25 protein-coding genes are annotated in these 26,180 nt (G+C 57.8%); 9 read left to right on the forward strand and 16 right to left on the reverse strand.

Features of this window, described 5'->3' with window-relative positions; translation table 11 throughout:
* Positions 1–240: 240 nt before the first annotated feature.
* Positions 241–1,047 (forward strand): dienelactone hydrolase family protein, encoded by an 807-nt coding sequence (locus tag V1603_RS01995; RefSeq protein WP_395313441.1) that lies wholly within the window; start codon positions 241–243, stop codon positions 1,045–1,047.
* A 48-nt stretch (positions 1,048–1,095) separates the two neighbouring features.
* Here V1603_RS01995 and metE read toward each other — a convergent pair whose 3' ends face one another.
* Positions 1,096–3,357 (reverse strand): 5-methyltetrahydropteroyltriglutamate--homocysteine S-methyltransferase, encoded by a 2,262-nt coding sequence (gene metE / locus V1603_RS02000; RefSeq protein ID WP_395313442.1) that lies wholly within the window; start codon positions 3,355–3,357, stop codon positions 1,096–1,098.
* Positions 3,358–3,472: 115 nt separating this feature from the next.
* Between metE and metR the strand changes: the two genes are divergently transcribed.
* Positions 3,473–4,426 (forward strand): HTH-type transcriptional regulator MetR, encoded by a 954-nt coding sequence (metR, locus tag V1603_RS02005; RefSeq protein ID WP_116343712.1) that lies wholly within the window; start codon positions 3,473–3,475, stop codon positions 4,424–4,426.
* Here the strand turns inward: metR and V1603_RS02010 are convergent.
* The 3 genes from V1603_RS02010 to pldB form a co-directional block, all read right to left on the reverse strand.
* On the reverse strand, positions 4,314–5,213 hold the full coding sequence (locus V1603_RS02010; RefSeq protein WP_163330935.1) for a carboxylate/amino acid/amine transporter: 900 nt from the start codon (positions 5,211–5,213) through the stop codon (positions 4,314–4,316). The genes metR and V1603_RS02010 overlap by 113 nt on opposite strands.
* A gap of 82 nt (positions 5,214–5,295) precedes the next feature.
* Complete coding sequence (yigL, locus tag V1603_RS02015) at positions 5,296–6,096, reverse strand: sugar/pyridoxal phosphate phosphatase YigL (protein WP_045336944.1); 801 nt, start codon at positions 6,094–6,096, stop codon at positions 5,296–5,298.
* Positions 6,097–6,127: 31 nt separating this feature from the next.
* The gene (gene pldB / locus V1603_RS02020; protein ID WP_116343710.1) at positions 6,128–7,120 is read right to left on the reverse strand and encodes a lysophospholipase L2; all 993 of its coding nucleotides are present in this window, start codon (positions 7,118–7,120) and stop codon (positions 6,128–6,130) included.
* Between the two features lie 111 nt (positions 7,121–7,231).
* Here pldB and rhtB point away from each other — a divergent pair, with 111 nt between their 5' ends.
* Complete coding sequence (gene rhtB / locus V1603_RS02025; protein WP_008501533.1) at positions 7,232–7,852, forward strand: homoserine/homoserine lactone efflux protein; 621 nt, start codon at positions 7,232–7,234, stop codon at positions 7,850–7,852.
* Here the strand turns inward: rhtB and rhtC are convergent.
* From rhtC to pldA, 3 genes are all read right to left on the reverse strand, one after another.
* A complete protein-coding gene (gene rhtC, locus V1603_RS02030) occupies positions 7,849–8,469 on the reverse strand; it encodes a threonine export protein RhtC (RefSeq protein ID WP_116343709.1) in 621 nt (206 codons plus the stop codon). The genes rhtB and rhtC overlap by 4 nt on opposite strands.
* A gap of 61 nt (positions 8,470–8,530) precedes the next feature.
* Positions 8,531–10,360 (reverse strand): ATP-dependent DNA helicase RecQ, encoded by a 1,830-nt coding sequence (recQ, locus tag V1603_RS02035; RefSeq protein WP_047653585.1) that lies wholly within the window; start codon positions 10,358–10,360, stop codon positions 8,531–8,533.
* 90 nt (positions 10,361–10,450) lie between these two features.
* On the reverse strand, positions 10,451–11,320 hold the full coding sequence (gene pldA, locus V1603_RS02040; protein WP_395313443.1) for a phospholipase A: 870 nt from the start codon (positions 11,318–11,320) through the stop codon (positions 10,451–10,453).
* A 162-nt stretch (positions 11,321–11,482) separates the two neighbouring features.
* On the opposite strand from pldA, the gene yigI reads away from it, so the two are divergent.
* A complete protein-coding gene (gene yigI, locus V1603_RS02045) occupies positions 11,483–11,950 on the forward strand; it encodes an acyl-CoA thioesterase YigI (protein ID WP_028014789.1) in 468 nt (155 codons plus the stop codon).
* 51 nt (positions 11,951–12,001) lie between these two features.
* Positions 12,002–12,898 carry an EamA family transporter RarD gene (gene rarD / locus V1603_RS02050; protein ID WP_116343708.1) on the forward strand — a complete coding sequence of 299 codons (897 nt, stop codon included), beginning with the start codon at positions 12,002–12,004 and terminating at the stop codon, positions 12,896–12,898.
* Between the two features lie 76 nt (positions 12,899–12,974).
* Here the strand turns inward: rarD and corA are convergent, their stop codons facing one another.
* The 8 genes from corA to V1603_RS02090 all read right to left on the reverse strand — a co-directional run bounded on the left by corA (position 12,975) and on the right by V1603_RS02090 (position 19,906).
* Entirely contained in the window at positions 12,975–13,925 is a 951-nt protein-coding gene (gene corA, locus V1603_RS02055; RefSeq protein ID WP_008501540.1) for a magnesium/cobalt transporter CorA, read from the reverse strand.
* Positions 13,926–14,075: 150 nt separating this feature from the next.
* Positions 14,076–14,132, reverse strand: coding sequence for a YsgD/CorL family protein (gene ysgD / locus V1603_RS02060; protein WP_212743980.1), 57 nt, complete (start codon positions 14,130–14,132; stop codon positions 14,076–14,078).
* 149 nt (positions 14,133–14,281) lie between these two features.
* Complete coding sequence (uvrD, locus tag V1603_RS02065) at positions 14,282–16,444, reverse strand: DNA helicase II (RefSeq protein ID WP_045631335.1); 2,163 nt, start codon at positions 16,442–16,444, stop codon at positions 14,282–14,284.
* A gap of 79 nt (positions 16,445–16,523) precedes the next feature.
* The gene (gene yigB / locus V1603_RS02070; RefSeq protein WP_163330937.1) at positions 16,524–17,240 is read right to left on the reverse strand and encodes a 5-amino-6-(5-phospho-D-ribitylamino)uracil phosphatase YigB; all 717 of its coding nucleotides are present in this window, start codon (positions 17,238–17,240) and stop codon (positions 16,524–16,526) included.
* Entirely contained in the window at positions 17,240–18,142 is a 903-nt protein-coding gene (xerC, locus tag V1603_RS02075) for a tyrosine recombinase XerC (RefSeq protein WP_233003673.1), read from the reverse strand. Before xerC ends, yigB begins: the two co-directional genes overlap by 1 nt.
* On the reverse strand, positions 18,139–18,846 hold the full coding sequence (locus V1603_RS02080) for a DUF484 domain-containing protein (protein WP_395313444.1): 708 nt from the start codon (positions 18,844–18,846) through the stop codon (positions 18,139–18,141). The genes xerC and V1603_RS02080 overlap by 4 nt, the downstream gene beginning before the upstream one ends.
* Entirely contained in the window at positions 18,843–19,667 is an 825-nt protein-coding gene (gene dapF / locus V1603_RS02085) for a diaminopimelate epimerase (RefSeq protein ID WP_061096761.1), read from the reverse strand. Before dapF ends, V1603_RS02080 begins: the two co-directional genes overlap by 4 nt.
* 35 nt (positions 19,668–19,702) lie before the next feature.
* On the reverse strand, positions 19,703–19,906 hold the full coding sequence (locus tag V1603_RS02090) for a lipoprotein (RefSeq protein ID WP_041911830.1): 204 nt from the start codon (positions 19,904–19,906) through the stop codon (positions 19,703–19,705).
* A 135-nt stretch (positions 19,907–20,041) separates the two neighbouring features.
* Here V1603_RS02090 and cyaY point away from each other — a divergent pair, with 135 nt between their 5' ends.
* Positions 20,042–20,362, forward strand: a complete 321-nt coding sequence (gene cyaY / locus V1603_RS02095; protein WP_003860816.1) for an iron donor protein CyaY — start codon at positions 20,042–20,044, stop codon at positions 20,360–20,362.
* 43 nt (positions 20,363–20,405) lie between these two features.
* Here cyaY and cyaA read toward each other — a convergent pair whose 3' ends face one another.
* Positions 20,406–22,949 (reverse strand): class I adenylate cyclase, encoded by a 2,544-nt coding sequence (cyaA, locus tag V1603_RS02100; protein ID WP_116343703.1) that lies wholly within the window; start codon positions 22,947–22,949, stop codon positions 20,406–20,408.
* Positions 22,950–23,299: 350 nt separating this feature from the next.
* Here cyaA and hemC point away from each other — a divergent pair, with 350 nt between their 5' ends.
* The 3 genes from hemC to hemX are packed head-to-tail and all read left to right on the forward strand — an operon-like array spanning position 23,300 to position 26,180.
* Positions 23,300–24,241, forward strand: coding sequence for a hydroxymethylbilane synthase (gene hemC / locus V1603_RS02105; protein WP_162874998.1), 942 nt, complete (start codon positions 23,300–23,302; stop codon positions 24,239–24,241).
* Positions 24,238–24,978, forward strand: a complete 741-nt coding sequence (hemD, locus tag V1603_RS02110) for a uroporphyrinogen-III synthase (protein ID WP_163330939.1) — start codon at positions 24,238–24,240, stop codon at positions 24,976–24,978. The genes hemC and hemD overlap by 4 nt, the downstream gene beginning before the upstream one ends.
* A 20-nt stretch (positions 24,979–24,998) precedes the next feature.
* Entirely contained in the window at positions 24,999–26,180 is a 1,182-nt protein-coding gene (gene hemX / locus V1603_RS02115; RefSeq protein WP_192985007.1) for a uroporphyrinogen-III C-methyltransferase, read from the forward strand.

Here is a 26,180-nt window from a genome sequence, read left to right on the forward strand (position 1 = left end):
GGGTCGGTTAGTCAGAAGAAGTAAAACGGTACTTTACAGAAGCAGTAAGCATATTTTCGTGACGCACCTCACCATGAATGAAAATGATTACATTGAATTTCCATAAAAAAGTGATTTGCATCACATTAACAAGTTATATCGCCAGGTGCTGCACAAAAGATAGACCGTTTAAGGCACTGTGAGTTGTTAACCTGGTGTCTATATTTACCTTTGCGCTAACTCATTGGTACGGAGAATGCCATGACTGAAAAAACCGGTTTTGCACCTGCTGCGGCCCCACATGCTTCAACCATCGTGTCGACGCCAGAAGCGGCAATTACCGCGGGTGAGACCTCCATTCCCTCGCAGGGGGAGAATATGCCTGCTTATCACGCACGGCCAAAATCGGCAGACGGCCCGCTGCCCATCGTGATTGTGATTCAGGAGATATTTGGTGTTCACGAACACATTCGCGACCTCTGCCGCCGGCTGGCGCTGGAAGGGTATCTGGCCGTTGCGCCAGAGCTCTACTTCCGTCAGGGCGATCCGAACGACTACAGCGATATTCCAACATTGCTCAGCAACCTGGTCAGCAAAGTCCCGGACGCGCAGGTGCTGGCCGATCTCGATCACGTCGCCAGCTGGGGGGCGCGCAACGGCGGCGATCCGCATCGTCTGCTGGTCACCGGTTTCTGCTGGGGCGGACGCATTAGCTGGCTGTATGCCGCGCATAACCCGCAGCTCAAAGCCGCTGTCGCCTGGTACGGCAAACTGGTGGGTGAAAAAACGCTGAATTCACCGAAACATCCCGTGGATATCGCCACCGAGTTAAATGCCCCCGTGTTAGGGCTTTACGGTGGACAGGACACCGGTATTTCGCTGGATTCGGTAGAGACCATGCGCCATGCGCTCCGTGCGGCCAATGCGAAGGCGGAGATCGTGGTGTATCCGGATGCCGGGCATGCGTTTAACGCGGATTATCGTCCGAGCTATCACGCTGAATCGGCTAAAGATGGCTGGCAGCGGATGCTGGCGTGGTTTAGCCAGTACGGCGGTAAGAAGGCGTAATAACAAAAAAGCCCGGTGGCGGCTACGCCTTACCGGGCAATCCAGCACCTACGCCTGACGCAAATTCTGCGCCGCCTTCACCATGTTGGCGAGCGCCGCGCGCGTCTCTGGCCAGCCGCGAGTTTTCAGTCCGCAGTCCGGGTTCACCCACAGGCGCTCTGCAGGGATGCGCTGGGCCGCTTTTTTCAGCAGGGCTTCAATCCACTCCACGCTCGGGACGTTCGGAGAATGAATGTCGTACACGCCCGGCCCGATTTCATTCGGATAGTCGAACTCTTCAAACGACTCCAGCAGCTCCATGTCTGAACGCGAGGTCTCGATGGTGATCACGTCAGCGTCCAGCGCGGCAATCGAATCCATGATGTCGTTAAATTCGCAGTAACACATGTGGGTGTGGATCTGGGTGTCGTCCTTAGCCACCGCAGCGTTGATGCGGAACGCTTCCACGCCCCACTGCAGGTAAGCATCCCAGTCGCTGCGGCGCAGCGGTAAACCCTCGCGCAGCGCCGGTTCGTCAATCTGGATGATGCCAATCCCCGCCGCTTCCAGATCCGCCACTTCATCACGCAGCGCCAGCGCAATCTGTTTGGCAATGGTTTCACGGGTCACGTCTTCACGCGGGAACGACCAGCAGAGAATGGTAACCGGGCCGGTGAGCATGCCTTTCACCGGCTTGTCGGTCAGGGACTGCGCGTACTTCGCCCACTCAACCGTGATCGGTTCCGGACGGCTGACGTCACCGATGACCACCGGCGGCTTCACGCAGCGGGAGCCGTAGCTCTGCACCCAGCCGTTTTGGGTAAAGACGAAGCCGTCCAGGTGTTCACCGAAGTATTCCACCATATCGTTACGCTCGGCTTCGCCGTGCACCAGCACGTCCAGCCCCAGGCGCTCCTGCTCAATAATCGCCTGCTTGATGTGTTCCGCGATGCCGGTGTGGTAGTGGTTCGCATCCAGATTGCCCTTTTTGAAGTCCAGACGCAGGCCGCGGATCTCCGTAGTCTGTGGGAAGGAGCCGATCGTCGTGGTCGGCCACGCAGGAAGATTGAAGCGGGCGCGCTGGGCTTCGGCACGTACCTCATACGGGCTCTGGCGCTGGCTATCCTGGGCGGTGATGGCCGCCAGACGTTTTTCCACCGCCGGGTTGTGCACGCGGGACGAGTGACGACGCGCCTGGATCGGAGCGCTCCAGTCGGTGATCGCCGCCGTGTCGCCGCTGTTCAGCGCGTCGCGCAGCAGTGTTAGCTCTTCGCATTTTTGCAGGGCGAAGGCAAACCAGCTTTTCACTTCAGGGTCGAGGCGGGTCTCCACGCTGAGATCGATTGGGCTGTGCAGCAGCGAGCAAGAGGATGCAACCCACAGCTCACGTTTGCCGACGATGTCTTTAATCTGTGCGTATTTTTCGGTCAGATCGGCGCGCCAGACGTTACGGCCGTTGACCAGACCGGCGGAGAGCAGCCAGTCTGCGGGCAGGCGCTTGTGCAGTTCCACCACATCGTCCTTACCGTGAACCAGGTCAACGTGAAGGCCCTGAACCGGCAGCGCGGTAATGGTCTTCAGGTTCGGCGTCACGCCTTCGAAATAGGTGGTGAGCAGGAGTTTTACCTGTCCGGCGAGCACGTCATACGCCGGTTTGAAGGCATCGAGCCAAACTTGGGGAAGCTCCAGCACCAGCGCAGGCTCGTCGATTTGCACCCACTGGATACCGCGCTTGCCCAGCTCAATCAGCACCTGCTTATAGACCGGAAGAATATCGTTCAGCAGGCTGAGGCGGTCAAACTGCTCGCCCTTCACTTTACCCAGCCACAGGTAGGTTACCGGCCCCAGCAATACGGGCTTCACCTGGTGTCCCAGCGCCAGCGCTTCATCCACCTCCTCCAGAAGCTGCGTCCAGGTCAGCTTAAACTGCTGGCCTTTGACGAACTCCGGCACCATATAGTGATAGTTGGTATTAAACCACTTGGTCATTTCCGCCGCTGCCGCTGGCTCACCCGTTGGTGCGCGGCCACGGCCGATGCGAAACAGGGTATCAATATCCACCGATCCATCTTTGTTCTGATGACGAGCCGGTACGTTGCCAAGCAGCAGGCTGGTCGTCAGAACATGGTCGTACCAGGCGAAGTCGCCCACCGGCAGCAGGTCAATGCCCGCCTGTTTTTGCTGATCCCAGTGGCGGGCGCGCAGCTCCCGCCCCACCGCCAGTAGTTCTTCACGGGAGGCGTTGCCCGCCCAGTAGCTTTCTTGCGCTTTTTTCAGCTCGCGACGCAGGCCAACGCGAGGGAAACCGAGAGTGTGATTGCGGATTGTCATGGTGTGCCCCTTGTGAAATTCGTTATTTAGACGTCCAGATGTTTACACTTCTATAATTGGCAGGTACTGTATATTCCTCAAGCGCAAAATGTTCATGGCGGAGTGAAGGACTTTCATGATCGAGATTAAACACCTGAAAACGCTACAAGCGTTGCGGAACTGCGGTTCGCTCGCGGCGGCTGCGGCCACGCTGCACCAGACCCAGTCCGCCCTTTCTCACCAGTTCAGCGATCTGGAACAACGCCTCGGATTTCGTCTTTTTGTGCGTAAGAGCCAGCCCCTGCGCTTTACGCCGCAGGGTGAAATTCTTCTTCAGCTGGCGAATCAGGTGCTGCCGCAGATCGCCAGTGCGCTGCAGGCGTGTAACGAGCCGCAGCAGACCAAACTGCGCATCGCCATTGAGTGCCACAGCTGTATTCAGTGGCTGACCCCCGCGCTTGAAAACTTTCGCCAGAAGTGGCCGCAGGTGGAGATGGACTTTAAATCCGGCGTGACGTTCGACCCGCAGCCTTCGCTCCAGCAGGGCGAACTGGATCTGGTGATGACGTCCGACATCCTGCCGCGCAGCGGCCTGCATTATTCACCGATGTTCGATTATGAAGTGCGCCTGGTACTGGCGCCGGACCATCCGCTGGCGGCCAAAACGCGCATCACGCCGGAAGACCTGGCGACGGAAACGCTGCTAATTTATCCGGTCCAGCGCAGTCGTCTGGATATCTGGCGCCACTTCCTGCAGCCAGCAGGCATTAGCCCGCAGCTGAAAAGCGTGGATAACACCCTGCTGTTGATTCAGATGGTGGCGGCCAGCATGGGGATTGCGGCGCTGCCGCACTGGGTGGTGGAAAGTTTTGAACGCCAGGGTCTGGTGGTCACCAAAACCCTGGGAGAAGGACTGTGGAGCCGGCTGTACGCCGCCGTGCGCGACGGAGAGCAGCGTCAGCCCGTTACGGAAGCGTTTATTCGCTCAGCGCGGAACCACGCGTGCGACCACCTTCCGTTTGTGCGGAGCGCGGAGCGACCCAGCGGCGATGGACCCACAGCGAAGCCAGGATCACCGCTCCCCCAATAAGGAAGCTCGGCCAGTGCGGCTGTTCCTGCCAGATGGCGAGGTTCACCAGCAGCCCCGCTGGCACATGCACGTTGTTCATGATCCCCAGCGTCCCGGCGTCGACCTGCGTAGCGCCGTAGTTCCACATGAAGTACCCCAACCCTGACGCCACCACGCCCAGCCAGACCAGAACGCTCCACTGCACGGTGGTGGTCGGCAGCTTTTGCGGGTTACCGAGCAGAAACCACGCCGCCACTGCGACAATCGCCGCACCCATATAGAACCACGCAAACGCGTTGTGCTGCGGCATAGGGCGGGTTTCCATCAGGCGTTTGTAGCCTACCATGCCGATAGCAAAGCTGATATTGGCGAGCTGGACGAACATCAGCCCGGTCCAGAAGTGATCGCTTACTTTGTCATAGCGAATTATCGCCGCCCCGACCACCGCCAGCGCGGCGCTCAGCAGGTATCCCCAGCGCAGACGGCGTCTGCTGAGCAGGTCGTAAATCAGCGTGATATAGAGCGGCGTCAGCACGGTAAAGAGCAGGAATTCAGAGACGGACAAGTAGACGTAAGCCCGGAAGCTAAACAGATACATGATGCCGAGCTGCATCGCGCCCACCAGCATGTAGAGCAGAATGGTTTTCAGCGATTGCCCGCGCGTGCGCAGGAATGGCAGGAACACCAGCGCCGCCAGCCCCACGCGCATCAGCACCGAGAAGTAGCTGTCGACCGAACCGGCAAGGTATTCGCCAATCAGGCTAAAGGAGAAGGCCCACAGGATAGTGGTGATAATGAGTAGCGCCACAATGCTTGTCTCTCAGAAAGAAGGAGAGGCATTGTAGCGAACTCTTTAGTTGACAACTGAGCAATAAACAACCGAATGAAGATTATTCAAGGAACAGCTTGCGCAGATACTTCGGTACCGCGTTGTCTGCGTTGGTGCCGATCACTTCCAGCTCCGGGTGCAAATCTTTCAGACGCTGGTGTGCGTTTTCCATAATGCAGCCCTTGCCTGCCATCGAAAGCATCTCGGCGTCGTTCATGCCGTCGCCGAAGGCGATACAGTCCTTCAGCTCAAAGCCCAGTCGTTTCGCGACGGCTTCGAGCGCGTGGCCTTTAGAGACGCCCCCGGCCATTACTTCCAGACAGGTCACGGTGGAGAAGCTCACGTTGACACGATCGCCCCAGCGGGCGTTGATCGCCTGTTCCAGCGGCAGCAGCTCTTCGTGGCTGTCGCAGGTGAAGAACACCTTGCTGATCCCCTCTGGATCCAGCAAACCCGGCTCATAAAGGGAGTAGTTGAATACCGCTTCCCTGAAGAAACGCATTTCATCCGGGCGGTGGCGATTCATGAACCATTCGTCGTCGCGGTAAACGTTAGTGACGATAGCCGGGTTGTTATGCACCACGCCGAACAGATCGGCGGCAATATCGCGATCCAGGTTGTGCGTAAAGATCAGGTTGCCGTCGGTATCATGCACGCGCGCACCGTTGGAGGTGATCATGTACGACTTGATCTCAAGGTTATCGCGGATCTGCCCCACGTCCACGTGGTGGCGGCCGGTGGCAAACACAAAGTTCACGCCACGGGCGGTCAGAAGCTTTAAGGTCTCTTTCGCGTAAGGCGACAGGGTGTGGTCGGGGGAAAGCAGTGTGCCATCTAAATCAGATGCAACAACCTGGTACATAGGGATTTCAACCTCTGGTGGAAAACAATAATCAATTATGCCTGTTGAAAAATTCAACAATGGCGTTAAGCGCGACTGAGCGCATAGCGTCCTTTTCAAAAAGGATCTCATGGAACGCGCCGTTGATGACCAGCGGTTTACCCCCTTCGCAGGGGTGCCCCGCCGCAGCGCGCAGTTCACAATAGCGGTCATGCATGCGGTTATCCACCACACGCTCTTCTTCCGCCTGAATCAGAAGCGTCGGCGTGTCATCATCGCCTACGCCCGCCAGCACCTGCTCACCAGCCAGAATACCCTCCCGCACCCAGTGCCAGGTCGGGCCGCCGACGCGCAAGCGCGGTTCATCGGCATAAAAGCGCAGGTTGCGGCGATAGCGCTGCCGACTGTGGGTCAAGACGTTGATGGCGAACGGCAATGCGCGCCAGCGTCCGGTTCCGATGGCATAGCCTTCACGAATGCGCTGATGGCCCTCAGCCCAGTCGAGTAGATGGCGCACCATCCAGTCGGGGAAGCGAATAACGATACCGTACATCGGCGCGGTAAGCGCAATGGCGTCGCACTGGTGCTCATACCGCTGCAAAAACAGCGTCGAAATGGCACCGCCCATGGAGTGCGCAAGGATATACCGCTTGCGCCAGGGGCCGGGCTGCAATTCCTGCTGCCAGAATGCGGCAAAATCGTCGACGTAATCGCTGAAGCGATCCACGTGCCCACGGTGCGTGTCGGGCAGCATACGCCCGGACAGCCCCTGCCCACGGTGGTCGATGATCAGCACATCAAAACCCATATGGACCAGATCGTAGGCCAGTTCGGCATATTTAACGTAGCTTTCGATACGCCCAGGGCAGACCACGATCACCCGGTCATTTTTTTCATTGCGGAAACGAACGAAGCGCACCGGGATACCCCCGACGCCGGTAAACTCGTCTTCCTCGCGCTGCCGCCAGAAATCGGTCAGCGGCCCCATTGAGAAAGCAGCAAATGCGTTTTCTCGTGTTTCCCAGTCCTTTTTCTGCTGAAACATTGGGTTTCCACTCACGTAATCCAGGGAATATCGTTTTTTTTCGTCACTGGTCACAAAATGACTCAACAATAGCGTATTGTGGCATAAAAATAGACGGTTCGGGAGTTTCAAATGACCTTCGAGTGGTGGTTCGCCTATCTGCTGACATCCATAATCCTCAGCCTTTCACCCGGCTCTGGCGCCATTAACACCATGACCACCTCCATCAACCACGGCTATCGCGGTGCGGCGGCGTCGATTGCCGGTTTGCAGACCGGGCTGGGCATTCATATTGTGCTGGTCGGGATTGGTCTGGGGACCCTGTTCTCCCGCTCCGTGCTGGCCTTTGAAGTGCTGAAATGGGCCGGGGCGGCGTATCTGATTTGGCTCGGTATCCAACAGTGGCGCGCGGCAGGCTCCATCAACCTGAATACGCTCGCTCAGACGCAAAACCGCGGCCATCTGTTTAAGCGCGCGGTGTTCGTCAACCTGACCAACCCGAAGAGCATCGTTTTCCTCGCCGCCCTGTTTCCGCAGTTTATCGTGCCGCATCAGCCCCAGGTGATGCAGTACGTGGTGCTGGGTGCGACCACGATTATTGTCGATATCATCGTGATGATTGGTTACGCGACGCTGGCGCAGCGAATTGCGGCGTGGATTAAAGGGCCTAAGCAGATGAAGGCCCTGAATAAAGTTTTTGGCTCGCTGTTTATGCTGGTTGGCGCGCTGCTCGCGTCAGCGCGTCATGCTTAGCGAGAAATGATGAGATGAATGCCGAAGCCGGCGAACAGCGCGCCGGCGAAGCCGTCGATCCACTTCGCGATACGCTGGTAGCCGCGGCGCATCGCCGGTAAGGCGAACAGGCTGGCCACAATGGTAAACCAGGCAAAGGTTTCAACGACGATCAGCAGGAAGATGCCCCAGCGTGCGCCCGCGCCAACGCTATCGCCGACAAACAACGAGAACACGGAGCCGAAATAGATAATCGCTTTCGGGTTCGCCAGGTTGGTCAGTAGCCCTTTTACAAAGCTGCGTCCGCCCGTCGCCAGCTCTACTTTTGGTTCTTGCGGTTTTTGCTCTTCTTTCTTCAGCGCCCCGCGCAGCATCTGGTAGCCCATCCAGCACAGATACAGCCCGCCGCCAACCATAATGATGTTATGCAGCCAGGCCATCTTCGCCAGGATCAGGTTCAGACCGAGCAGCGCGACCGCCGCCCAGACCATAACGCCCATGGTGATACCGAGCACGCCCATCATCGCTTCTTTGCGGGAGCGGCTGACGGCCGTTTGCGACACGAAGAAAAAGTCAGGGCCGGGGCTCATCAGCGCAACGATGTGCACTAACGCCACGGTGAGAAATAGCATTAACATAATTAGCTCGCGGGGAAATAATTTAGTGAGTCATCATCCTGGCACTTTTTCGCCCGGCTGACTACTCCTCATCATCACCATCAACGTGGGAACGGATGAGCGCCATAAACTCTTTACCAAAGCGCTCCAGCTTGCGCGTGCCGACGCCGTTGACGCTGAGCATTTCGCTGGCGCTAAGCGGCATCTGCTCGGCCATCTCGATCAGCGTCGCGTCGTTGAACACCACGTACGGCGGAATGTTCTCTTCATCAGCAATGGCCTTACGCAGCTTGCGCAGTTTGGCGAACAGCTTGCGGTCGTAGTTGCCGCCATAGGATTTCTGCATCACGCGAGGCTTGAGGGCGACCACGCGCGGCACGGCGAGCTTGAGTTCAACATCACCGCGCAGTACCGGACGCGCCGCTTCGGTCAGCTGCAGGGCGGAGTGCTGGGCAATGTTCTGTGTGGCAAAGCCGAGGTGGATCAGCTGACGAATAATGCTGACCCAGTGCTCGTGGCTCTGGTCTTTACCGATGCCGTAAACCGGCAGCTTGTCGTGGCCCATGTCGCGGATACGCTGGTTATTGGCACCGCGCAGCACTTCTACCACGTAGCCCATCCCGAAGCGTTGATTCACGCGGTAAATGGTCGAGAGCGCTTTGCGCGCGTCCATCAGGCCATCGTACTGCTTCGGCGGATCGAGACAGATATCGCAGTTGCCGCACGGCTCCTGTCGCCCTTCACCAAAGTAGTTGAGCAGCACCAGACGGCGGCAGGTTTGCGCTTCAGCGAAGGCCCCCATCGCGTTGAGCTTGTGGCGCTCGATATCCTGAAGCTGGCCCTGTGGCTTCTCTTCCAGACAGCGGCGCAGCCACGCCATATCGGCCGGATCGTAAAACAGCATCGCTTCCGCCGGCAGACCGTCACGCCCGGCGCGGCCGGTTTCCTGATAGTAGGATTCGATATTGCGGGGGATGTCGAAGTGCACCACAAAGCGCACGTTCGGCTTGTTGATGCCCATCCCAAACGCCACCGTCGCGACGACGATTTGCAGGTCATCGCGCTGGAATTTCTCCTGCACGTCGGCGCGGATGTGGTTCTCTAACCCGGCATGGTAAGCAGCGGCGCTAAAGCCGCGGTTTTGCAGACGCGCGGCGGTGTCTTCCACCTTAGCACGGCTGTTGCAGTAGATGATGCCGGACTTGCCGCGCTGCTCCTGCACGTAGCGCAGGAGCTGATCCAGCGGCTTGAACTTTTCCATCAGCATATAGCGGATGTTGGGGCGGTCGAAGCTGCTGACTTGAATATACGGGTCGTTCAGCCCCAGCAGGCGAACGATATCCAGACGCGTGGTGTCATCTGCCGTGGCGGTAAGCGCCATAAACGGCAGCTCGGGGAAGCGCTGACGTAGCTGGCCGAGAGCGGCGTATTCCGGGCGGAAATCGTGTCCCCACTGGGAGATACAGTGCGCTTCATCGACCGCCAGCAGGACCGGGTTCCAGTGCGCCAGGTGATCGAGGAAGTTATCCAGCATCAGGCGCTCTGGCGCGATATACAGCAGGCGAATCTGCCCGGTGCGGCACCCGGCCATGACCTCTTGCTGCTGCTCGCGGGTTTGCGTCGAGTTCAGACAGGCCGCCGCCACGCCGTTGGCGAGCAGCTGGTCCACCTGGTCTTTCATCAGGGAAATGAGAGGCGATACCACGACCGTCAGGCCGTTCAGCACCAGCGCGGGCACCTGATAGCAGAGAGATTTACCGCCGCCAGTCGGCATTACTACCAGACAGTCCCGGCCTTCCAGCACGGTTTCAATGATGGTTTCCTGGCCGGGGCGGAACTGCTGGTAGCCAAAGGTTTCATGCAAAACCTGTTTAGCCAGCGACTCCTGATTCAATACTTCCGCCTGCGCCACGTTAACCCCATTTGCGAAAAATAAAACAGGCGCTATTTTCAGCGCCTGAGAGAGAAACTTCAACGTTTAACGCAAAAACATTCGAGCAGCCTAGAGAATATCGTTCAGCATTACGCCTACGCCAACGCGAGTCTGGTTAAAGTTGTAGTCGATCAGCGACTCGCCATAGCCGCTATACACCTGGGTATAGAGACGCACGTGCTTCGTCACCGGATAGCTTAAGCCCACTTCAGCACCGCCGTAGCCGGTGTTCCAGTTGTACTGGCCTTTCGCGCTCAGCACGGCTTCGCCTAGCTGGTAGCCGACTTTGAGCTGGTAGTAGCCCATATATTTGGTAATGTCCGGGTTATCATCCGTGCTGCCGACCACGTACCACGGCTTCACTTCCATCATCCAGTTGCCGTTCTGCGCCATCAGGCGCGTATAGGCACGGTTCCAGCTGCGTGAAGTAGGGTCAGACCGGCCGTTAGAGTCGTGATTAAAACCGACCTCAACGTCACGCAGCGTCCAGCCAGCAAATTCATAATCCGTTGCGAAGCCGAGGAAGAGCTGCGGCTCATAGTTGGTTTCACGGAACGGTGAAGATTCGCCGCTGTTAGAGAGCTGCCACCAGGATTTCTGCGTGTAAGAGGCACCGAGCACCGAGTTCGGCCCCAGAATACCGCGCCAGAACGGGAACGCGAGGCTGAGCTGGAACTTCACCTCATCTTTACGCGCATTATCAGACCAGTTATAAGAGCTTATTGCCTCTTTGTTGAGATCGCTGGTCTGGGTATAAATCACGTAGTTCGTGTCATACGGGTAGAGCGTGAACGGGTTGTCATGCTCCTGAAGCATATTGGCGATAATGCTGCCCTTAACGGCAGGCTTATCATGGACTTCTTTGATCGTCGCTTCCTGCGCATATGCTGTGAGGGGCAGCGCAACCGCCGCCAGTAACCAGGCCAGATACGTCCGCATCGGTGGTGTTCTCCTGCAAAGAGTAAAATTACCTGAATAGTTATGAGGCGAACATTCTACAGACTTCTGCGATAACTGCTGCATCCTCGTTTCTGAAAGTGGAATTCCTTATTGCTGAGGCATAAAATCAACATTTCATTAACAATAAGGATGTGATGCCTCATGTCAGCCATGCTTACCGCCGAAGAAGTGTTAAAACTCGTGGGCGAGATTTTTGTTTACCATATGCCGTTTAACCGTGCGCTGGGACTGGAGCTGGAGCGTTACGAGAAAGAGTTTGCCCAGTTGAGCTTCAACAATCAGCCGATGATGGTGGGTAACTGGGCGCAAAGTATTTTGCACGGCGGGGTGATTGCTTCCGCGCTGGACGTGGCGGCAGGCCTGGTCTGCGTGGGCAGTACGCTGACCCGTCATGACACCATCAATGAAGACGAACTCCGCCAGCGTCTGGCGCGCATGGGCACTATCGATCTGCGCGTCGACTATCTTCGCCCGGGCCGCGGAAATCGCTTCACCTGCACCAGCAGCCTGCTGCGCGCGGGGAATAAAGTTGCCGTGGCGCGTGTTGAATTACACAACGAAGAACAGGTGTATATCGCCAGCGCAACCGCTACTTATATGGTGGGTTGAGGCGGCAAAATCGGGTAAAATTGATTCACTTTTTTGTAACGGATTTTCCCGATGGATGCTAAACAGACGCGGCAGGGCGTTTTACTCGCCCTTGCCGCTTATTTTATTTGGGGTATCGCCCCGGCGTACTTCAAATTTATCGCCTATGTACCGGCCGATGAGATCCTCACTCATCGCGTCATCTGGTCGTTCTTCTTTATGATCGCGCTGATGAGCATCAGCCGTCAGTGGTCCGGTGTTAAAACGCTGCTCAAAACCCCGAAAAAGGTCCTCCTGCTGGCGCTCTCTGCGGTGCTGATTGGCGGAAACTGGCTGCTGTTTATCTGGGCGGTGAATAACCACCACATGCTTGAAGCAAGCCTCGGTTATTTTATTAACCCGCTGGTGAACATCGTGCTGGGGATGATTTTCCTCGGTGAGCGCTTCCGCCGGATGCAGTGGGTGGCGGTGATTCTGGCCTTCTGCGGCGTGCTGGTGCAGCTCTGGACGTTTGGCTCGCTGCCAGTTATCGCCCTCGGTCTGGCGTTCAGCTTTGCCTTCTACGGCCTGGTGCGTAAGAAGATTGCGGTGGAAGCCCAAACCGGGATGCTGTTTGAAACCCTGTGGCTACTGCCGGTGGCGGCGATTTATCTCTTCGGTATCGCCGACAGCCCCACCAGCCATATGGGCAGCAACACGTGGTCGCTGAACCTGATGCTGATGGCGGCGGGTGTGGTGACCACCATTCCGCTGCTGTGCTTTACCGGTGCGGCGACGCGCTTGCGTCTCTCCACGCTGGGCTTCTTCCAGTACATTGGCCCGACGCTGATGTTCCTGCTGGCGGTGGTGTTTTACGGCGAAGTGCCGGGTGCGGATAAGATGGTGACGTTCGCCTTTATCTGGGTGGCTCTGGCGATTTTTGTCGCGGATGCGATTTATACCCAGCGCAGGGCGCGCAAAGGGCTGTGATGTTGCCCTCACCCTCTCCCACAGGGAGAGGGAATTCGATCGTAGGGCGGGTAAGCGCAGCGCCACCCGCCAGATTTTACAGCCAGTTACGACGCTTAAAGTAGAGATACGGCGCCAGCCCGGCGAGGATCATGAAGATAATCGCCCCCGGGTAGCCAAAGCTCCACTTCAGCTCAGGCATAAACTCAAAGTTCATCCCATAGCTGGACGCCACCAGCGTCGGCGGCAGGAACACCACGGACACCACCGAGAAGATCTTAATGATGCGGTTCTGCTCGATGTTGATAAAGCCCATCGCCGCCTGCATCAGGAAGTTCACCTTCTGGAACAGGGATTCGTTGTGCGGCAGCAGGGATTCGATATCGCGCAGGATCTCACGCGCCTGCTCCAGCTGACCGCCCGGCAGACGCGCCTTGCGCACCAGGAAGTTCAGCGCGCGCTGGGTATCCATCAGACACAAACGCACCTTCCAGCCGATATCCTCCAGCTCTGCCAGCGTTGACAACGCTTCATCGTACTCATCGCCCTGATGGCCTTCCATGATCACGCGGCTCAGCTTTTCCAGATCGCTGTAGATGTTTTCAATTTCGTCCGCCAGCTGTTCAATTTTGGTCTCGAACAGATCGAGCAGCAGCTCGTAAGCGTTACCGTCCACCATCGCCTGGCTGCGGGCGCGCATGCGGTAGAGACGAAATGCCGGCAGCTCACGCTCGCGCAGAGTGAACAGACGACCGTCGCGAATGGTAAACGCCACGGTGGAGTTACCCGCGTGGTCTTCTGCATCTTCAAAGAAGAAGAAGGAGTGAATGTGCAGGCCGTCTTCATCTTCAAAGAAACGCGCGGAGGCTTCGATGTCTTCCAGTTCCGGGCGGGTTGCCAGGCTTTGCCCCAGCTCAGATTGTACGCGAAGGCGCTCATCGTCGTCCGGCTCGACCAGATCCACCCATACGGCATCAATGAGGGGCTGTGACTCTTCGGCTTCAAGCCGAGTCAGTCGGTTATTTTCGAGTTGAAATGCGCTCAACATGACCGGGACTCCCAATGCAAAAAATATCGGACAGTTCGGTGGGCACACAGAAACAAATTGGGTTTCAGACCATTAAACAGCCTGACTCAGCGCGACGGGAATAATGCAGTCGCTGACAACCACTAAGGCCATCAGCAAGAGGAGATAGCCTTAGGAGTTGTTCCTGGATGACAGGGAATTGAGCCAGTATCTACTGGGTGTGTCCAAGGCGAATGTCCTCTTAGCGTAATCGTGCGCGCATGTTACGCCAGCTATAACTGTGGCGTCAACACGCAACGGAACGCTGAAGGGCATTAATTGACCTTCAACGTATAAGGCTAGCAGATTATTACAAAATAATGATATTTTTCTGAATGTTAGACTGTTTCCAGCTTCGCATAGGCCGCCACCAGCCATTTAATCCCCTGTCCCTGGAACGCGACCTGCAGGCGGCTGTGCTCGCCGCTGCCTTCCAGATTCACAATGGTGCCTTCGCCAAACTTCGAATGGCGCACGCGCTGGCCAAGCTTATAACCGGTGTCGGTTTCAGAGATCGGCGACCCCATGCGCGGATGGCTAACCGGGCGGCTGATGCTGGCGCGCAGACGCACCTCCTCCACGCACTCCTCCGGCAGTTCGCCGATAAAGCGCGACGGACGGTGATAGACCTCTTTACCGTACAGGCGGCGGGTTTCCGCGTAGGTTAGCGTTAGCTTTTGCATCGCACGCGTCACGCCCACGTAGGCCAGTCGACGTTCCTCTTCCAGACGCCCGCCTTCATCCAGCGACATCTGGCTCGGGAACATTCCTTCCTCCATCCCGACGATGAACACCTGCGGGAACTCCAGGCCTTTGGCGGAGTGCAGGGTCATCAGCTGAACCGCATCCTGCCAGGTGTCCGCCTGCCCTTCGCCCGCCTCCAGCGCGGCGTGGGAGAGGAACGCCTGCAGCGGCATCAGATCTTCGTCTTCTTCGTTATAGCTGAACTGGCGCGTTGCCGTGACCAGTTCCTCTAAGTTCTCAATACGGGTCTGGCCCTTCTCGCCTTTTTCCTGCTCGTACATGGTGCGCAGGCCGGAGTCTTTAATCACCCGGTCGGTCTGCACGTGCAGCGGCATGTCGGCGGTTTCCTGCGCCAGAGCATCAATTAATTCCAGGAAGCGCTGCAATGCGCTGGCGGCACGTCCGGCGAGAGCTTTTTCCTGGAGCAGCTCGCGGCACGCCTGCCACAGCGTCAGCTGGCGATCGCGCGAGGCCTGACGCACTACGTCCAGCGTACGGTCGCCAATGCCGCGCGTCGGCGTATTGACGACGCGCTCAAACGCCGCGTCGTCGTTGCGGTTAGCGATCAGGCGCAGGTATGAGAGCGCATCTTTGATTTCCTGACGCTCGAAGAAGCGCATGCCGCCGTAAATGCGGTAAGGCATGCTCACCTGCAGCAGCGCCTCTTCCAGCACGCGCGACTGGGCGTTGCTGCGGTAGAGAATAGCGCACTGCTCCAGCGCGCCGCCGTTGTCCTGCCAGGTTTTGATGCGGTTCACCACGAAGCGGGCTTCGTCGAGCTCGTTGAAGGCGCAGTAAATCGAAATCGGTTCGCCGTCGACGCCGTCGGTCCACAGCTTTTTCCCCAGACGCCCGTTATTGTTCTCAATCAGGGCGTTGGCCGCGCTCAGGATGTTGCTGGTTGAGCGGTAGTTCTGCTCCAGACGAATGGTTTCCGCGCCGGGGAAATCGTTGAGGAAGCGCTGGATGTTCTCCACCTGCGCCCCGCGCCAGCCGTAGATCGACTGGTCGTCATCGCCCACGATCATCACCTTGCCGGTATCCCCCGCCAGCAGGCGGATCCACGCGTACTGGATGTTGTTGGTATCCTGGAATTCGTCCACCAGGATATTGGTGAAGCGTTCGCGGTAGTGCTGCAGGATGTGCGGCTTGTTGAGCCACAGCTCGTGGGCGCGCAGCAGCAGCTCGGCGAAATCCACCAGGCCGGCGCGATCGCACGCTTCCTGGTATGCCTTGTAGACGTTCTGCCAGGTCTGCTCGACCGGGTTGCCGAAGCTCTGAATGTGGTGCGGGCGCAGCCCCTCGTCCTTCTGGCCGTTGATGTACCACATCGCCTGACGCGGCGGCCACTGCTTCTCGTCGAGATTCATCGCCTTGATCAGGCGCTTCAGCAGACGGAGCTGATCTTCGCTGTCGAGGATCTGGAAATCCTGCGGCAGATTGGCGTCCATATGGTGCGCGCGCAGCAGGCGGTGCGCCAGGCCGTGGAAGGTACCAACCCACATGCCGCCCTGGCTGGTGCCCATCAGTTGGGCGATGCGGTGGCGCATCTCCGCCGCCGCCTTGTTGGTAAACGTGACCGCCATGATGGAGTACGGCGAGCAGTTCTCCACGCTCTGCAGCCAGGCGATGCGGTGAACCAGCACGCGCGTCTTACCACTGCCTGCCCCAGCCAGAACCAGCAGGTTGGTGCGCGAGGCGGCAACCGCGTCACGCTGTTTGTCATTAAGGCTGTCGAGCAGGTAAGAAACGTCCATTGGCACCGTCACGTCATGTCGGGCAGGCAACTGTTTCCATTCGCCAAAACCCTGTTAATTTATACAGAACAATTGATGATTATATCAGCGTCGTGAGGGATGCCAACCGCGAAATTTCCACGTGCGGCAGAAGACGGCTGTCGGTTGCGGTCATCAGCTCCGCATTTTCTGGCCTGATCCAGCAGGCCTGCATCCCGCAGCGGATGGCGCCGGCCACGTCCGTGGTCAGGTCATCCCCCACGTGCAGGATCTCACCCAGCGGCAGGTTAAGTTTATCTGCCGCCAGATGGTACATGTCACTGAACGGCTTCGCGCGCCCGTGCGGACCCGCGCGCAGCACGAACTCAAAGTAATCGCTGAGGCCAAACAACTCCGGCTGGGCATTACCGTTGGTAATGGCCACCAGCGGCCACTTTTCGGCAAGCGTCGCCAGCGTGTCGTGGGTCTCCTGCGGCACGTCGATACGGCTGCGCCATTTGGCGAAGTTTTCCATTGCCGCTTCAGCACCGATGGCCGCATCCTGCGCGCTCAGGCCAGCGTTGAGCATCGCCTGCTCAACCGCACGGCGACGCCATTCGGTCACATCATGGTAAATGTCCGGTTCGGTCTCCCGCAGGGACTGGCGCAGCCTCTGGAAATCCTTGTTCTGCATCGCTTTCAGCGCGGGGTGGTAGTTCTGTACAAACGCCAGCGACTCCTGCTCGGTACGCAGGATCACCTCGCGGTTGTCATAAAGGGTGTCATCAAGATCAAATGTCAGGGCTGAGATCTGTCCGAGTGGGCGGTAAAAACGCATTATTTCCCCCGTTTGGCGCGTGGATGCGCCGCGTCATACACCGAGGCAAGGTGTTGGAAGTCTAAGTGGGTGTAGATTTGAGTGGTCGAGAGATTCGCGTGGCCAAGCAGTTCCTGCACGCCGCGCAGATCGCCGCTCGATTCCAGCATGTGTGTCGCAAAGGAGTGGCGTAGCTTGTGCGGGTGAACGTGGCTGTTCAGCCCCTGCTTAATGCCCCACTCCGCAAAGCGCTTCTGCACGTTACGCGCCGAGATCCGCTTGCCGAGCTTCGATAAAAACAGCGCATTTTCTTCCGCGCCAAACAGGCCGCGTAGATCCAGCCAGTGCTCAATCCAGGAGACCGCATTGCGGCCAATCGGCAGGCGGCGCTCTTTGCTGCCCTTGCCCATCACCCACACTTCGCCGGTGTCGAGATCGAGATGCTTTAAGTCGAGGTTCACCAGTTCAGACAGACGCAGGCCTGCGCCGTACATCACCTCCAGCATCGCGCGGTCGCGCACGGCGAGCGGATCGTTAAGATCGATATCCAGCAGGCGGTTTACGTCGTCGACGTCGATATTTTTCGGCAGATGGCGCGGAGCTTTCGGCGTGGCGATCCCTTTCGCCGGGTTGGCTTTCAGGCCGCCCTGGCTGACCAGCCAGTCGAAGAAACTGCGCAGCGCGGAGAGCCGGAGCGCCAGGCTTGCCGGACTGAGATTTTTTTTTCGGCTACGCACGACGAACCCGCGTACCGTGGCAGCATCACATTGTTGCCAGCTTTTCAGGCCGATTTCGTCGGCAATCTGCATGATGGCATCAAGCTGACGCTGATAGTTGAGCAGCGTGACAGGGCTGAGCTGACGCTCAACGCCCAGATAGCGCAGAAAGCGCGAGACGTCAGTGGCGAGCAGTCCGTCCGTCATACGCGTTCAATCCAGCGCTCCAGCAGCTCGGGCAGCATCAGGGCGATCTCCTGCAGCAGGTGCGTGGCTTGCCCCTGCTCGTAGTGGTGCGCGTCGCGGCTGGTAAATAATATTACCCCCAGGTCACCATCGCGCCCCATCAGCGACATTGCCACCGAGCCAATCGCTTTGGCTTCCGGTAACATCACCAACAGCTCTGGCCCGTTAAGCGGCCCCAGATAGTGGTGCTCATGGCCCAGGCGCTGAATGCGCAGCGGCTCAAACGCCTGACGGCTCAGAGCCAGATGGGTGAATCCCGACGGTGCGCCAATGCGCCAGCGGTCAGGGAACAGACGAATCGTTGCGCCTGCCAACCCCAACTCCCGGGCCCAGCGGTGGAAGCGGCTGAGGAACTCGTCAAGGCTGTGCGCCGACGCCAGACGCGCCTGAAGATGCAGCAGACGATAGAACAGGCTTTCGTTGGTGCTGGCCTGCTCCATCAGCAGCGTCATGTTCTCTTCAAGCTGATTGATGTGGTTGCGCGAGCGCGCCATGTGCCATTCGACCAGCGACACGGTCCCGCGAACCGGATGCGGCACGCGCATCTGTTCGACGACGCGCGCATTGCGAATAAAAAACTCAGGATTGTTCAGCAGATAATCAACAACAGCGCTGTCGTCCAGTTCCGTCACTGTTTCCTGCAGTTCTTCCCCTGGTTGTTTCATAGATGGATAAACCCGTCATAAACATGTGTCGCCGGGCCCGTCATATACAGTGGATGACCCGGTCCTTTCCAGGCGATATCAAGCCGACCGCCCGGTAATTCCACGCGAACCTCTTCTGCCAGTAACCCCTGAGAGATCCCGACGGCGACGGCCGCACAGGCACCGCTTCCGCAGGCCTGAGTCTCGCCCGCGCCGCGCTCGTACACCCGCAGGCGGATGTGCTCACGCTTCACCACCTGCATAAAGCCGATGTTCGCGCGCTCCGGGAACCGCTCGTGGCTTTCCAGCACCGGACCGAGCGTTTCGACCGCCGCAGTTTCCACGTCATCCACCTGAATCACGCAGTGCGGGTTACCCATCGAAACGACGCCGCACAATACTGTCTGCTCGGCCGCACGCATAATATAGGTCTTTTCCGCTTTGTTTGCGCGAAACGGCACGGCGGAAGGCTCGAAATTAGGCTCGCCCATATTCACGCGCACCAGTTCGTCGTCAGTGACGCTGAGCACCATGCGGCCGTTGGCGGTGCTGACCCGAATATCGCGCTTGTTGGTCAGCCCTTTCAGGCGGACAAAGCGGGCAAAACAGCGCGCGCCGTTGCCGCACTGGTTAACCTCGCTACCGTCCGCGTTAAAAATACGGTAGTGGAAATCGAGGTCGGGATCGTAGGGCGGCTCAACCACCAGCAGCTGATCGAACCCCACGCCCACGTGCCGATCCGCCAGTCGACGGATCAGCTCCGGGGAGAAAAACACATTCTGCGTTACCGCGTCGACGACCATAAAATCGTTGCCAAGGCCATGCATTTTAGAGAACTGCATCATTTGCTCCATTGCGCGGGTACAGAACGTTGTCGTCAGAGGTTAACCTGAGTTGGGCCACCGTTGTCGCCACGATCGTTAGTCTTTGGCGTGGAAGACTCGATGCCGCTGTTAACAGGTTTTGTCGGCGGCGGCGCGGTTTTATCCGCAGGTGGGAAGTAGAGTGGTCCCTTCAGTCCGCAGCCGGTCAGGCTAAACAGCGTGATGAGAACGGCAAGCGTTCGGAAAGCGTTTTTCATTATAAAGTTGCCCGTAAGTTCAAATCTGTTTCTATCATCGCAGGAGAAGACACAAAAGCAAGAGTTTGCCGCTTTCCTGCAACGGGAATTATTTAGCGTTATACTGCCGCCATCACGAAAAACAGGAACAAAACCATGAACGACAGTGAATTCCATCGCCTTGCCGACACCCTGTGGATGACCATCGAAGAACGTATCGACGACTGGGACGGCGACAGCGATATCGATTGTGAAATCAACGGCGGCATTCTGACCCTGAGCTTCGAAAACGGCAGCAAAATTATTATTAACCGCCAGGAACCACTTCACCAGGTGTGGCTGGCGGCCAAACAGGGCGGCTATCACTTTGATCTGAAGGGTGACGAGTGGGTTTGCGACCGCAGCGGCGAAACGTTCTGGGATCTTCTTGAACAGGCGGCGACCGCGCAGGCGGGTGAGGATGTAAGTTTCAGGTAGTTTTGTTGCCCGGTAAGGCGTAGCCGCCACCGGGCGAAAAGCCTCAGGAGAAATATTGCTGCAACAGCGGTGCGGTATCCTGATTAGCGGGTACTGCTGGGGTAATCGCCTGCGTACGGAACGGGATCACCTGCGCTCGCCCATCCACGTTCACAATCTGGTAGAACTGCGGCAGGTTGAAGTTGATAAAGCTGGAACCGTAGGTAAAGCGGTCATGTGAGGAAGAGTAGAAGCGGCTGACGTCGCGCACCAGCTCCTCTTTGCTGCCTTCACAGTGGTGATAAACCTCGGCGCGGTTGGTCTCATCCAGAATGTAGATGTTGAACCCGGCATCGTCGCCAGACTCTTCAAAGAAGAACTGAATAATCCCTTCACTGGCAAAGCCGTCCACCACCTGCGGCAGCTTGACGTGGTTGGTTTCCACCTGAACTGAGAGGCCATGCAGCTTGTTGTGTGAAATCGCGCCGTAGAACTCAATGGCGTTTTCCAGCTTCTGTACCGACACGTTCAGACGCTCGAAGAACAAGCCCCAGGTCTGCCCGGAGACGCGCAGCGCTTTAAAGCGCCCGGTTTCCTGACGGGTGCTGGAGAGACGTAGCTCGATACATTCAGAAACCAGCTGCTGCACGCGGGTACGAATTAAACCACGCAGGTGCTGGCTGTAGCAGAACACTTCGACGCTGTCCGGCGGCGCGGCGTCCTGGTGCATCTTGCCGAGAATGGTTTTCAGCGCTTCGATCATCGCCTGCTCGCCGTTAAAGTGCAGGGTACGCACTTCGTTCCACGAGTTGCGGTACAGCAGGTCTACGCTGCCCACCAGGCAGTTTTGCTGCTCGCCAAAGCTGAACACGTCCAGCTTGCGGAAGTCAAAATGAACCACCTGATTGCGGAAGGCCGCCGTCGGGTCGTATTCCAGGTTGACGATGATCGCCAGATGGCGGATCTCACACGGGCTGTAGAGCGCTTTTGGCGTTGGCGCAGGCAGACGCAGCGGGAAGTGGTGCGAGACATCCGCCACCATCTCCTGCAGCTTGGCTAAATCGACCACCTCGTTGCCCTTGATAAACAGGCGCGTGCGCGAGGTCAGCAGGCCGTTAAACCAGGCCCACGCCACCAGCTTGTTCAGGTAGCGGTTATACTCCAGCGGCTGATGGCTGATAATCGAATCCATGCTTGGCGCACGGTTGTACAGATACCACCCGGTGCGGTTTGCGCGACCCGGCGGCACGTAAATAAAGGTCAGGTTTGGTTCAGACAGGTCAGGCGAAATCTGCGGGTTAACCAGGGTCACTTTGCCCGGGAGCGCTTCAAACGCGGCGTACAGCTTACGGGTTAACACCCCGATATCCTGCGGGCTGGCGGACACGCTGAGGTTGTTGCGGCGCGCAAAGCGAATCAGGTTACGGTAGCTCTGCATCATTGCGTCGAGCAGTTCATTGTGCGCTTCACGCACCTGATCGATCTTCCAGTTGGCGCGGTTATCGAGCATGGACAGACGCGCTTCGTCCCATCCCCACTCTTTCACTAACTGACTGACCACTTCACGACGCCAGCCCACGCAGGCGCGCTCGCGGCTCAGCTTTTCACAGACTTTGAGATAGAAACATCGACGCACCAGGTCAAGACGCGTGGAATCATCAATGGCTTTCAGGTATTCGGTAACGCGCTCCAGCATCATGCAGTAGGCATCGAGCCCGTAGGAAACAATCTCCCCGTCGTGCAGGCGCTGCTTGATATCTTTCGCCAGCAGGCGCGGCGTAGGGTATTCCCACGAGTAGGCTTCGAGCAGCAGCGTTTTCAGCACCGCTTTATACGGTGAATCGATACTTTTGTAGAGCTGCCAGAGGCTTGCGCCAAAGTACTCTTCGGCGGACAGAGAACTGAGGCCGCCCAGGTCCAGCCATTCGTTTGGCGTCAGTACGCCCTGCGCATAGAGCGACATGACGTAGTCATCGTAATGCTCTTCTTCTTCGCACGGGACCATATTCCACAGAATACGCTTTCCGGCGAGGCGAACGGCAGTACGGTAAAATTCATCCAGCAACAAGATGTGCTGAGTCGAGCCGCAGTCTTCACCACCCAGACTGCCGCTTTCGTTATGGCGGAAACGGTTTTCATCAATCAGGAAGAAGCTCACTTCCACACCGAGCGAGGCTGCCCAGCTCTCCAGCAGGCTGCATTTACGCTGCAGCAGCTGGCGCTCTTCGTTATCGAGCCAGGATTGATGGCAGACCCAGATATCCAGGTCCGAAGAACAGCTCTGCCCTACCGATGAGGTACTCCCCATCGAGTAAACGCCGGTGATAGGCAGTTCACCTTTCGGAGAAACCTGAGGCGGCATGCCGCGGTAAAGTTCCAGCTCGTTCAGATAATGCTGTTGGGTTTCATCAGGCGTGAAGAGGCAAATGCCCTGGGGAACGTTACCATCAAGGTAGCCAGGCATCAGCGGATGGTGATAGTGCAATAATGTCGGCAGCAGACTGTATACCTGCTGGAAAGCAGGGCCCATGGCAGCAAGCGCGCGATCCACACGCAGTTGATTTATGGCATCCAGTCTCTGTTTCAGAGTCTCAATATAGAGGTACAAGACGTATCGCCTGATGTTTCCGGGTGTCGTAAGCTATTCAAAACACGAACAACAGCGAGCCCGCAGTATTTCAAAAAGATAACCGTTACCCTTTTTTCGCCCTTGTGATTATGGTGGTACCGACGAAAAAATGGTCTAAAACGTGATCAATTTAACACCTTGCCGGTTGACCGTAAAGAAAGATGCGCTACATACAAGTGTAGCACCGTTCTGTACGTGTAAATTCCTGAATACGGCTATGGCTGACGAATACGCCGCCTTGTCCCTCTCGCGCTTCATCAACCGTAAAACTGCCATCCCAGAGTCAACAATGTTAGGATGGTTAGCGATTGATAATGACGGTAACAAGCATGTTAGACAATGTTTTGAGAATTGCCACACGCCAAAGCCCTCTCGCGCTCTGGCAGGCACATTATGTTAAGCAGCGCCTTGAAGCCTGCCACAGTGGATTGCGCGTCGAGCTGGTGCCGATGGTCACGCGCGGTGACGTGATCCTGGATACGCCACTGGCGAAAGTGGGCGGCAAGGGCCTGTTTGTCAAAGAGCTGGAACTGGCATTGCTTGAGAACCGCGCCGATATCGCCGTACATTCGATGAAGGACGTGCCCGTCGAGTTCCCGGAAGGGCTGGGGCTGGTGACCATCTGCGAGCGCGAAGACCCGCGTGACGCGTTTGTCTCTAACCACTATGACTCGCTCGACGCGCTGCCTGCGGGTAGCGTGGTTGGCACGTCCAGTTTACGCCGTCAGTGTCAGCTGGCGGAGCGTCGTCCTGACCTTATCATCCGCTCGCTGCGCGGCAACGTTGGCACGCGTCTGGGCAAGCTGGATAACGGCGATTACGATGCCATTATTCTCGCCGTTGCCGGCCTGAAGCGTCTGGGGCTGGAGTCACGCATTCGCGTGGCGTTGCCGCCAGAGCTGTCGCTGCCGGCCGTGGGTCAGGGTGCCGTCGGCATCGAGTGCCGTCTGGACGATGCGCGCACCCGCGAGCTGCTCGCCCCGCTGAACCATGACGAAACCGCTACCCGCGTAAAAGCCGAGCGGGCGATGAATACCCGCCTCGAAGGAGGGTGTCAGGTGCCGATTGGCAGCTATGCTGAATTAACCGATGGTGAACTGTGGCTGCGTGCGCTGGTCGGCGCCCCGGATGGTTCACAGATGGTGCGCGGCGAACGTCGCGGCAAGCCGCAGGATGCCGAGCAGCTTGGCGTGTCGCTGGCGGAAGAGCTGCTGAATAACGGCGCGCGTGAAATTCTGGCCGAGGTCTATAACGGAGAACCCCCTGCATGAGTATTCTTGTCACCCGCCCTTCTCCCGCAGGAGAGCAGTTAGTGAGCCGTCTGCGCGCACTGGGGCAGGTGGCCTGGAGTTTTCCGCTGATTGAATTCTCCCCCGGTCGGGAGCTCTCTGCGCTCGCCGACCAGATGAATACCCTGCAGGAAGGCGACCTGCTGTTTGCGCTATCGCAGCATGCCGTGGAATTTGCCCACGCGCAGCTGCAACAGCAGGGCCTGGCCTGGCCTGTCGCTCCGCGCTATTTCGCGATTGGCCGCACAACGGCACTGGCGCTTCATACCGTAAGCGGCGCGGATGTTCGTTATCCGCTAGATCGGGAAATCAGCGAAGTCTTGCTACAATTACCTGAATTACAAACTATTGCCGGAAAGCGCGCGCTTATTTTGCGCGGCAACGGAGGCCGCGAACTGCTGGGCGAAACGCTGCGTGAACGCGGGGCTGACGTCACGTTTGTTGAGTGCTACCAGCGCTGTGGGAAACACTACGACGGCGCGGAAGAGGCCATGCGCTGGCACGCGCGCGGAATTAATACGCTGGTGGTCACCAGCGGTGAAATGTTACAACAGCTTTGGTCGCTGATACCGCTTTGGTATCGCGAAAACTGGTTACTCCGCTGTCGGCTTCTGGTCGTCAGTGAGCGTCTGGCGAACCTCGCCCGGGAACTGGGCTGGCAGGATATTCGGATCGCTGATAACGCCGACAACGATGCGCTGCTGCGCGCATTACAATAACTCTCAAATGGGAAGCCATAATGACGGAACACGAAAAATCCTCCGCCGTGGTTGAAGAGACCAGGGAGACTGTGGACATAACGCCACAGCCAGAGACGACTGAGAAAACCGCTGAGAAGAAAAACGGCAGCAATAAAACCAGCCTCGCTTTGAGCGCGATTGCCATCGCCATTGCGCTGGCAGCCGGCGTTGGCCTGTATGGTCTGGTGAAGCAACAGAGTGCTAACCAGACGGCCACCAGCGATACGCTGGTGAATCAGCTTACCTCCCTGCAAAAAGCGCAGGAAACGCAGAAAACCGAGCTGGAAGCGGTGATTAAGCAGCAGGCCGCCGCGCTAGCCGAGGCAAACAGTAAACAGGAAGAGCTGACCAAACAGCTGGGTGAAGTACAGCAGAAAGTCGCCACGATTTCCGGCACCGATGCCAAAACATGGCTGCTCTCGCAGGCCGATTTCCTCGTAAAACTCGCCGGGCGTAAGCTGTGGAGCGATCAGGACGTGACCACCGCCGCCGCGCTGCTGAAAAGCGCCGATGCGAGCCTGGCAGACATGAACGATCCGAGCCTCATCGCAGCTCGTCGCGCGATCACCGAAGATATCGCCAGCCTCTCCGCCGTTTCGCAGGTGGATTACGACGGCATTATCCTCAAGGTGAACCAGCTTTCGAATCAAATTGATAACCTGCAGCTGGCGGATAATAACGACGACGACTCCCCGATGGATTCCGACGGTACCGAACTTTCCAGCTCCCTGAGCGAATGGCGCATAAACCTGCAGAAAAGCTGGCAGAACTTTATGGACAGCTTCATTACCATCCGTCGCCGCGACGAAACCGCCGTACCGCTCCTGGCGCCGAATCAGGATATCTATCTGCGCGAAAATATCCGTTCCCGCCTGCTGGTCGCGGCGCAGGCCGTGCCGCGCCATCAGGAAGAGACCTACAAACAGGCGCTGGATAACGTCTCAACGTGGGTGCGCGCCTACTACAACACCGATGATGCGACGACCACCGCCTTCCTCGAAGATATCGACAAGCTGAGCCAGCAGAACATCACCATGAACGTACCGGATAAGCTGGCCAGCCAGCCGATTCTGGAGAAGCTGATGCAGACGCGCGTGCGTAACCTGCTGGCGCAGCCGGGCGTTCCGGCCGAGCAGACCGGCACAGCGCCAGCGCCTGAAAGCGCGCCACAGGGAGAGTAA

The organism is Enterobacter sp. ECC-219 (genome assembly GCF_043966805.1).
GTDB classification, from domain to species: domain Bacteria; phylum Pseudomonadota; class Gammaproteobacteria; order Enterobacterales; family Enterobacteriaceae; genus Enterobacter; species Enterobacter cloacae_N.

Bases quoted from the DNA above. Each gene is read 5' to 3' on its own strand.
- yigB (WP_163330937.1), bottom strand. From the start codon at position 17,240: ATGCGTTTTTACCGCCCACTCGGACAGATCTCAGCCCTGACATTTGAT.
- yigI (WP_028014789.1), top strand. From the start codon at position 11,483: ATGTCAGCCATGCTTACCGCCGAAGAAGTGTTAAAACTCGTGGGCGAG.
- metE (WP_395313442.1), bottom strand. From the start codon at position 3,357: ATGACAATCCGCAATCACACTCTCGGTTTCCCTCGCGTTGGCCTGCGT.
- metR (WP_116343712.1), top strand. From the start codon at position 3,473: ATGATCGAGATTAAACACCTGAAAACGCTACAAGCGTTGCGGAACTGC.
- uvrD (WP_045631335.1), bottom strand. From the start codon at position 16,444: ATGGACGTTTCTTACCTGCTCGACAGCCTTAATGACAAACAGCGTGAC.
- V1603_RS02090 (WP_041911830.1), bottom strand. From the start codon at position 19,906: ATGAAAAACGCTTTCCGAACGCTTGCCGTTCTCATCACGCTGTTTAGC.
- rarD (WP_116343708.1), top strand. From the start codon at position 12,002: ATGGATGCTAAACAGACGCGGCAGGGCGTTTTACTCGCCCTTGCCGCT.
- hemD (WP_163330939.1), top strand. From the start codon at position 24,238: ATGAGTATTCTTGTCACCCGCCCTTCTCCCGCAGGAGAGCAGTTAGTG.
- rhtC (WP_116343709.1), bottom strand. From the start codon at position 8,469: ATGTTAATGCTATTTCTCACCGTGGCGTTAGTGCACATCGTTGCGCTG.
- V1603_RS02080 (WP_395313444.1), bottom strand. From the start codon at position 18,846: ATGAAACAACCAGGGGAAGAACTGCAGGAAACAGTGACGGAACTGGAC.
- rhtB (WP_008501533.1), top strand. From the start codon at position 7,232: ATGACCTTCGAGTGGTGGTTCGCCTATCTGCTGACATCCATAATCCTC.
- dapF (WP_061096761.1), bottom strand. From the start codon at position 19,667: ATGCAGTTCTCTAAAATGCATGGCCTTGGCAACGATTTTATGGTCGTC.
- V1603_RS01995 (WP_395313441.1), top strand. From the start codon at position 241: ATGACTGAAAAAACCGGTTTTGCACCTGCTGCGGCCCCACATGCTTCA.
- xerC (WP_233003673.1), bottom strand. From the start codon at position 18,142: ATGACGGACGGACTGCTCGCCACTGACGTCTCGCGCTTTCTGCGCTAT.
- hemX (WP_192985007.1), top strand. From the start codon at position 24,999: ATGACGGAACACGAAAAATCCTCCGCCGTGGTTGAAGAGACCAGGGAG.
- cyaY (WP_003860816.1), top strand. From the start codon at position 20,042: ATGAACGACAGTGAATTCCATCGCCTTGCCGACACCCTGTGGATGACC.
- hemC (WP_162874998.1), top strand. From the start codon at position 23,300: ATGTTAGACAATGTTTTGAGAATTGCCACACGCCAAAGCCCTCTCGCG.
- pldA (WP_395313443.1), bottom strand. From the start codon at position 11,320: ATGCGGACGTATCTGGCCTGGTTACTGGCGGCGGTTGCGCTGCCCCTC.
- yigL (WP_045336944.1), bottom strand. From the start codon at position 6,096: ATGTACCAGGTTGTTGCATCTGATTTAGATGGCACACTGCTTTCCCCC.
- pldB (WP_116343710.1), bottom strand. From the start codon at position 7,120: ATGTTTCAGCAGAAAAAGGACTGGGAAACACGAGAAAACGCATTTGCT.
- corA (WP_008501540.1), bottom strand. From the start codon at position 13,925: ATGTTGAGCGCATTTCAACTCGAAAATAACCGACTGACTCGGCTTGAA.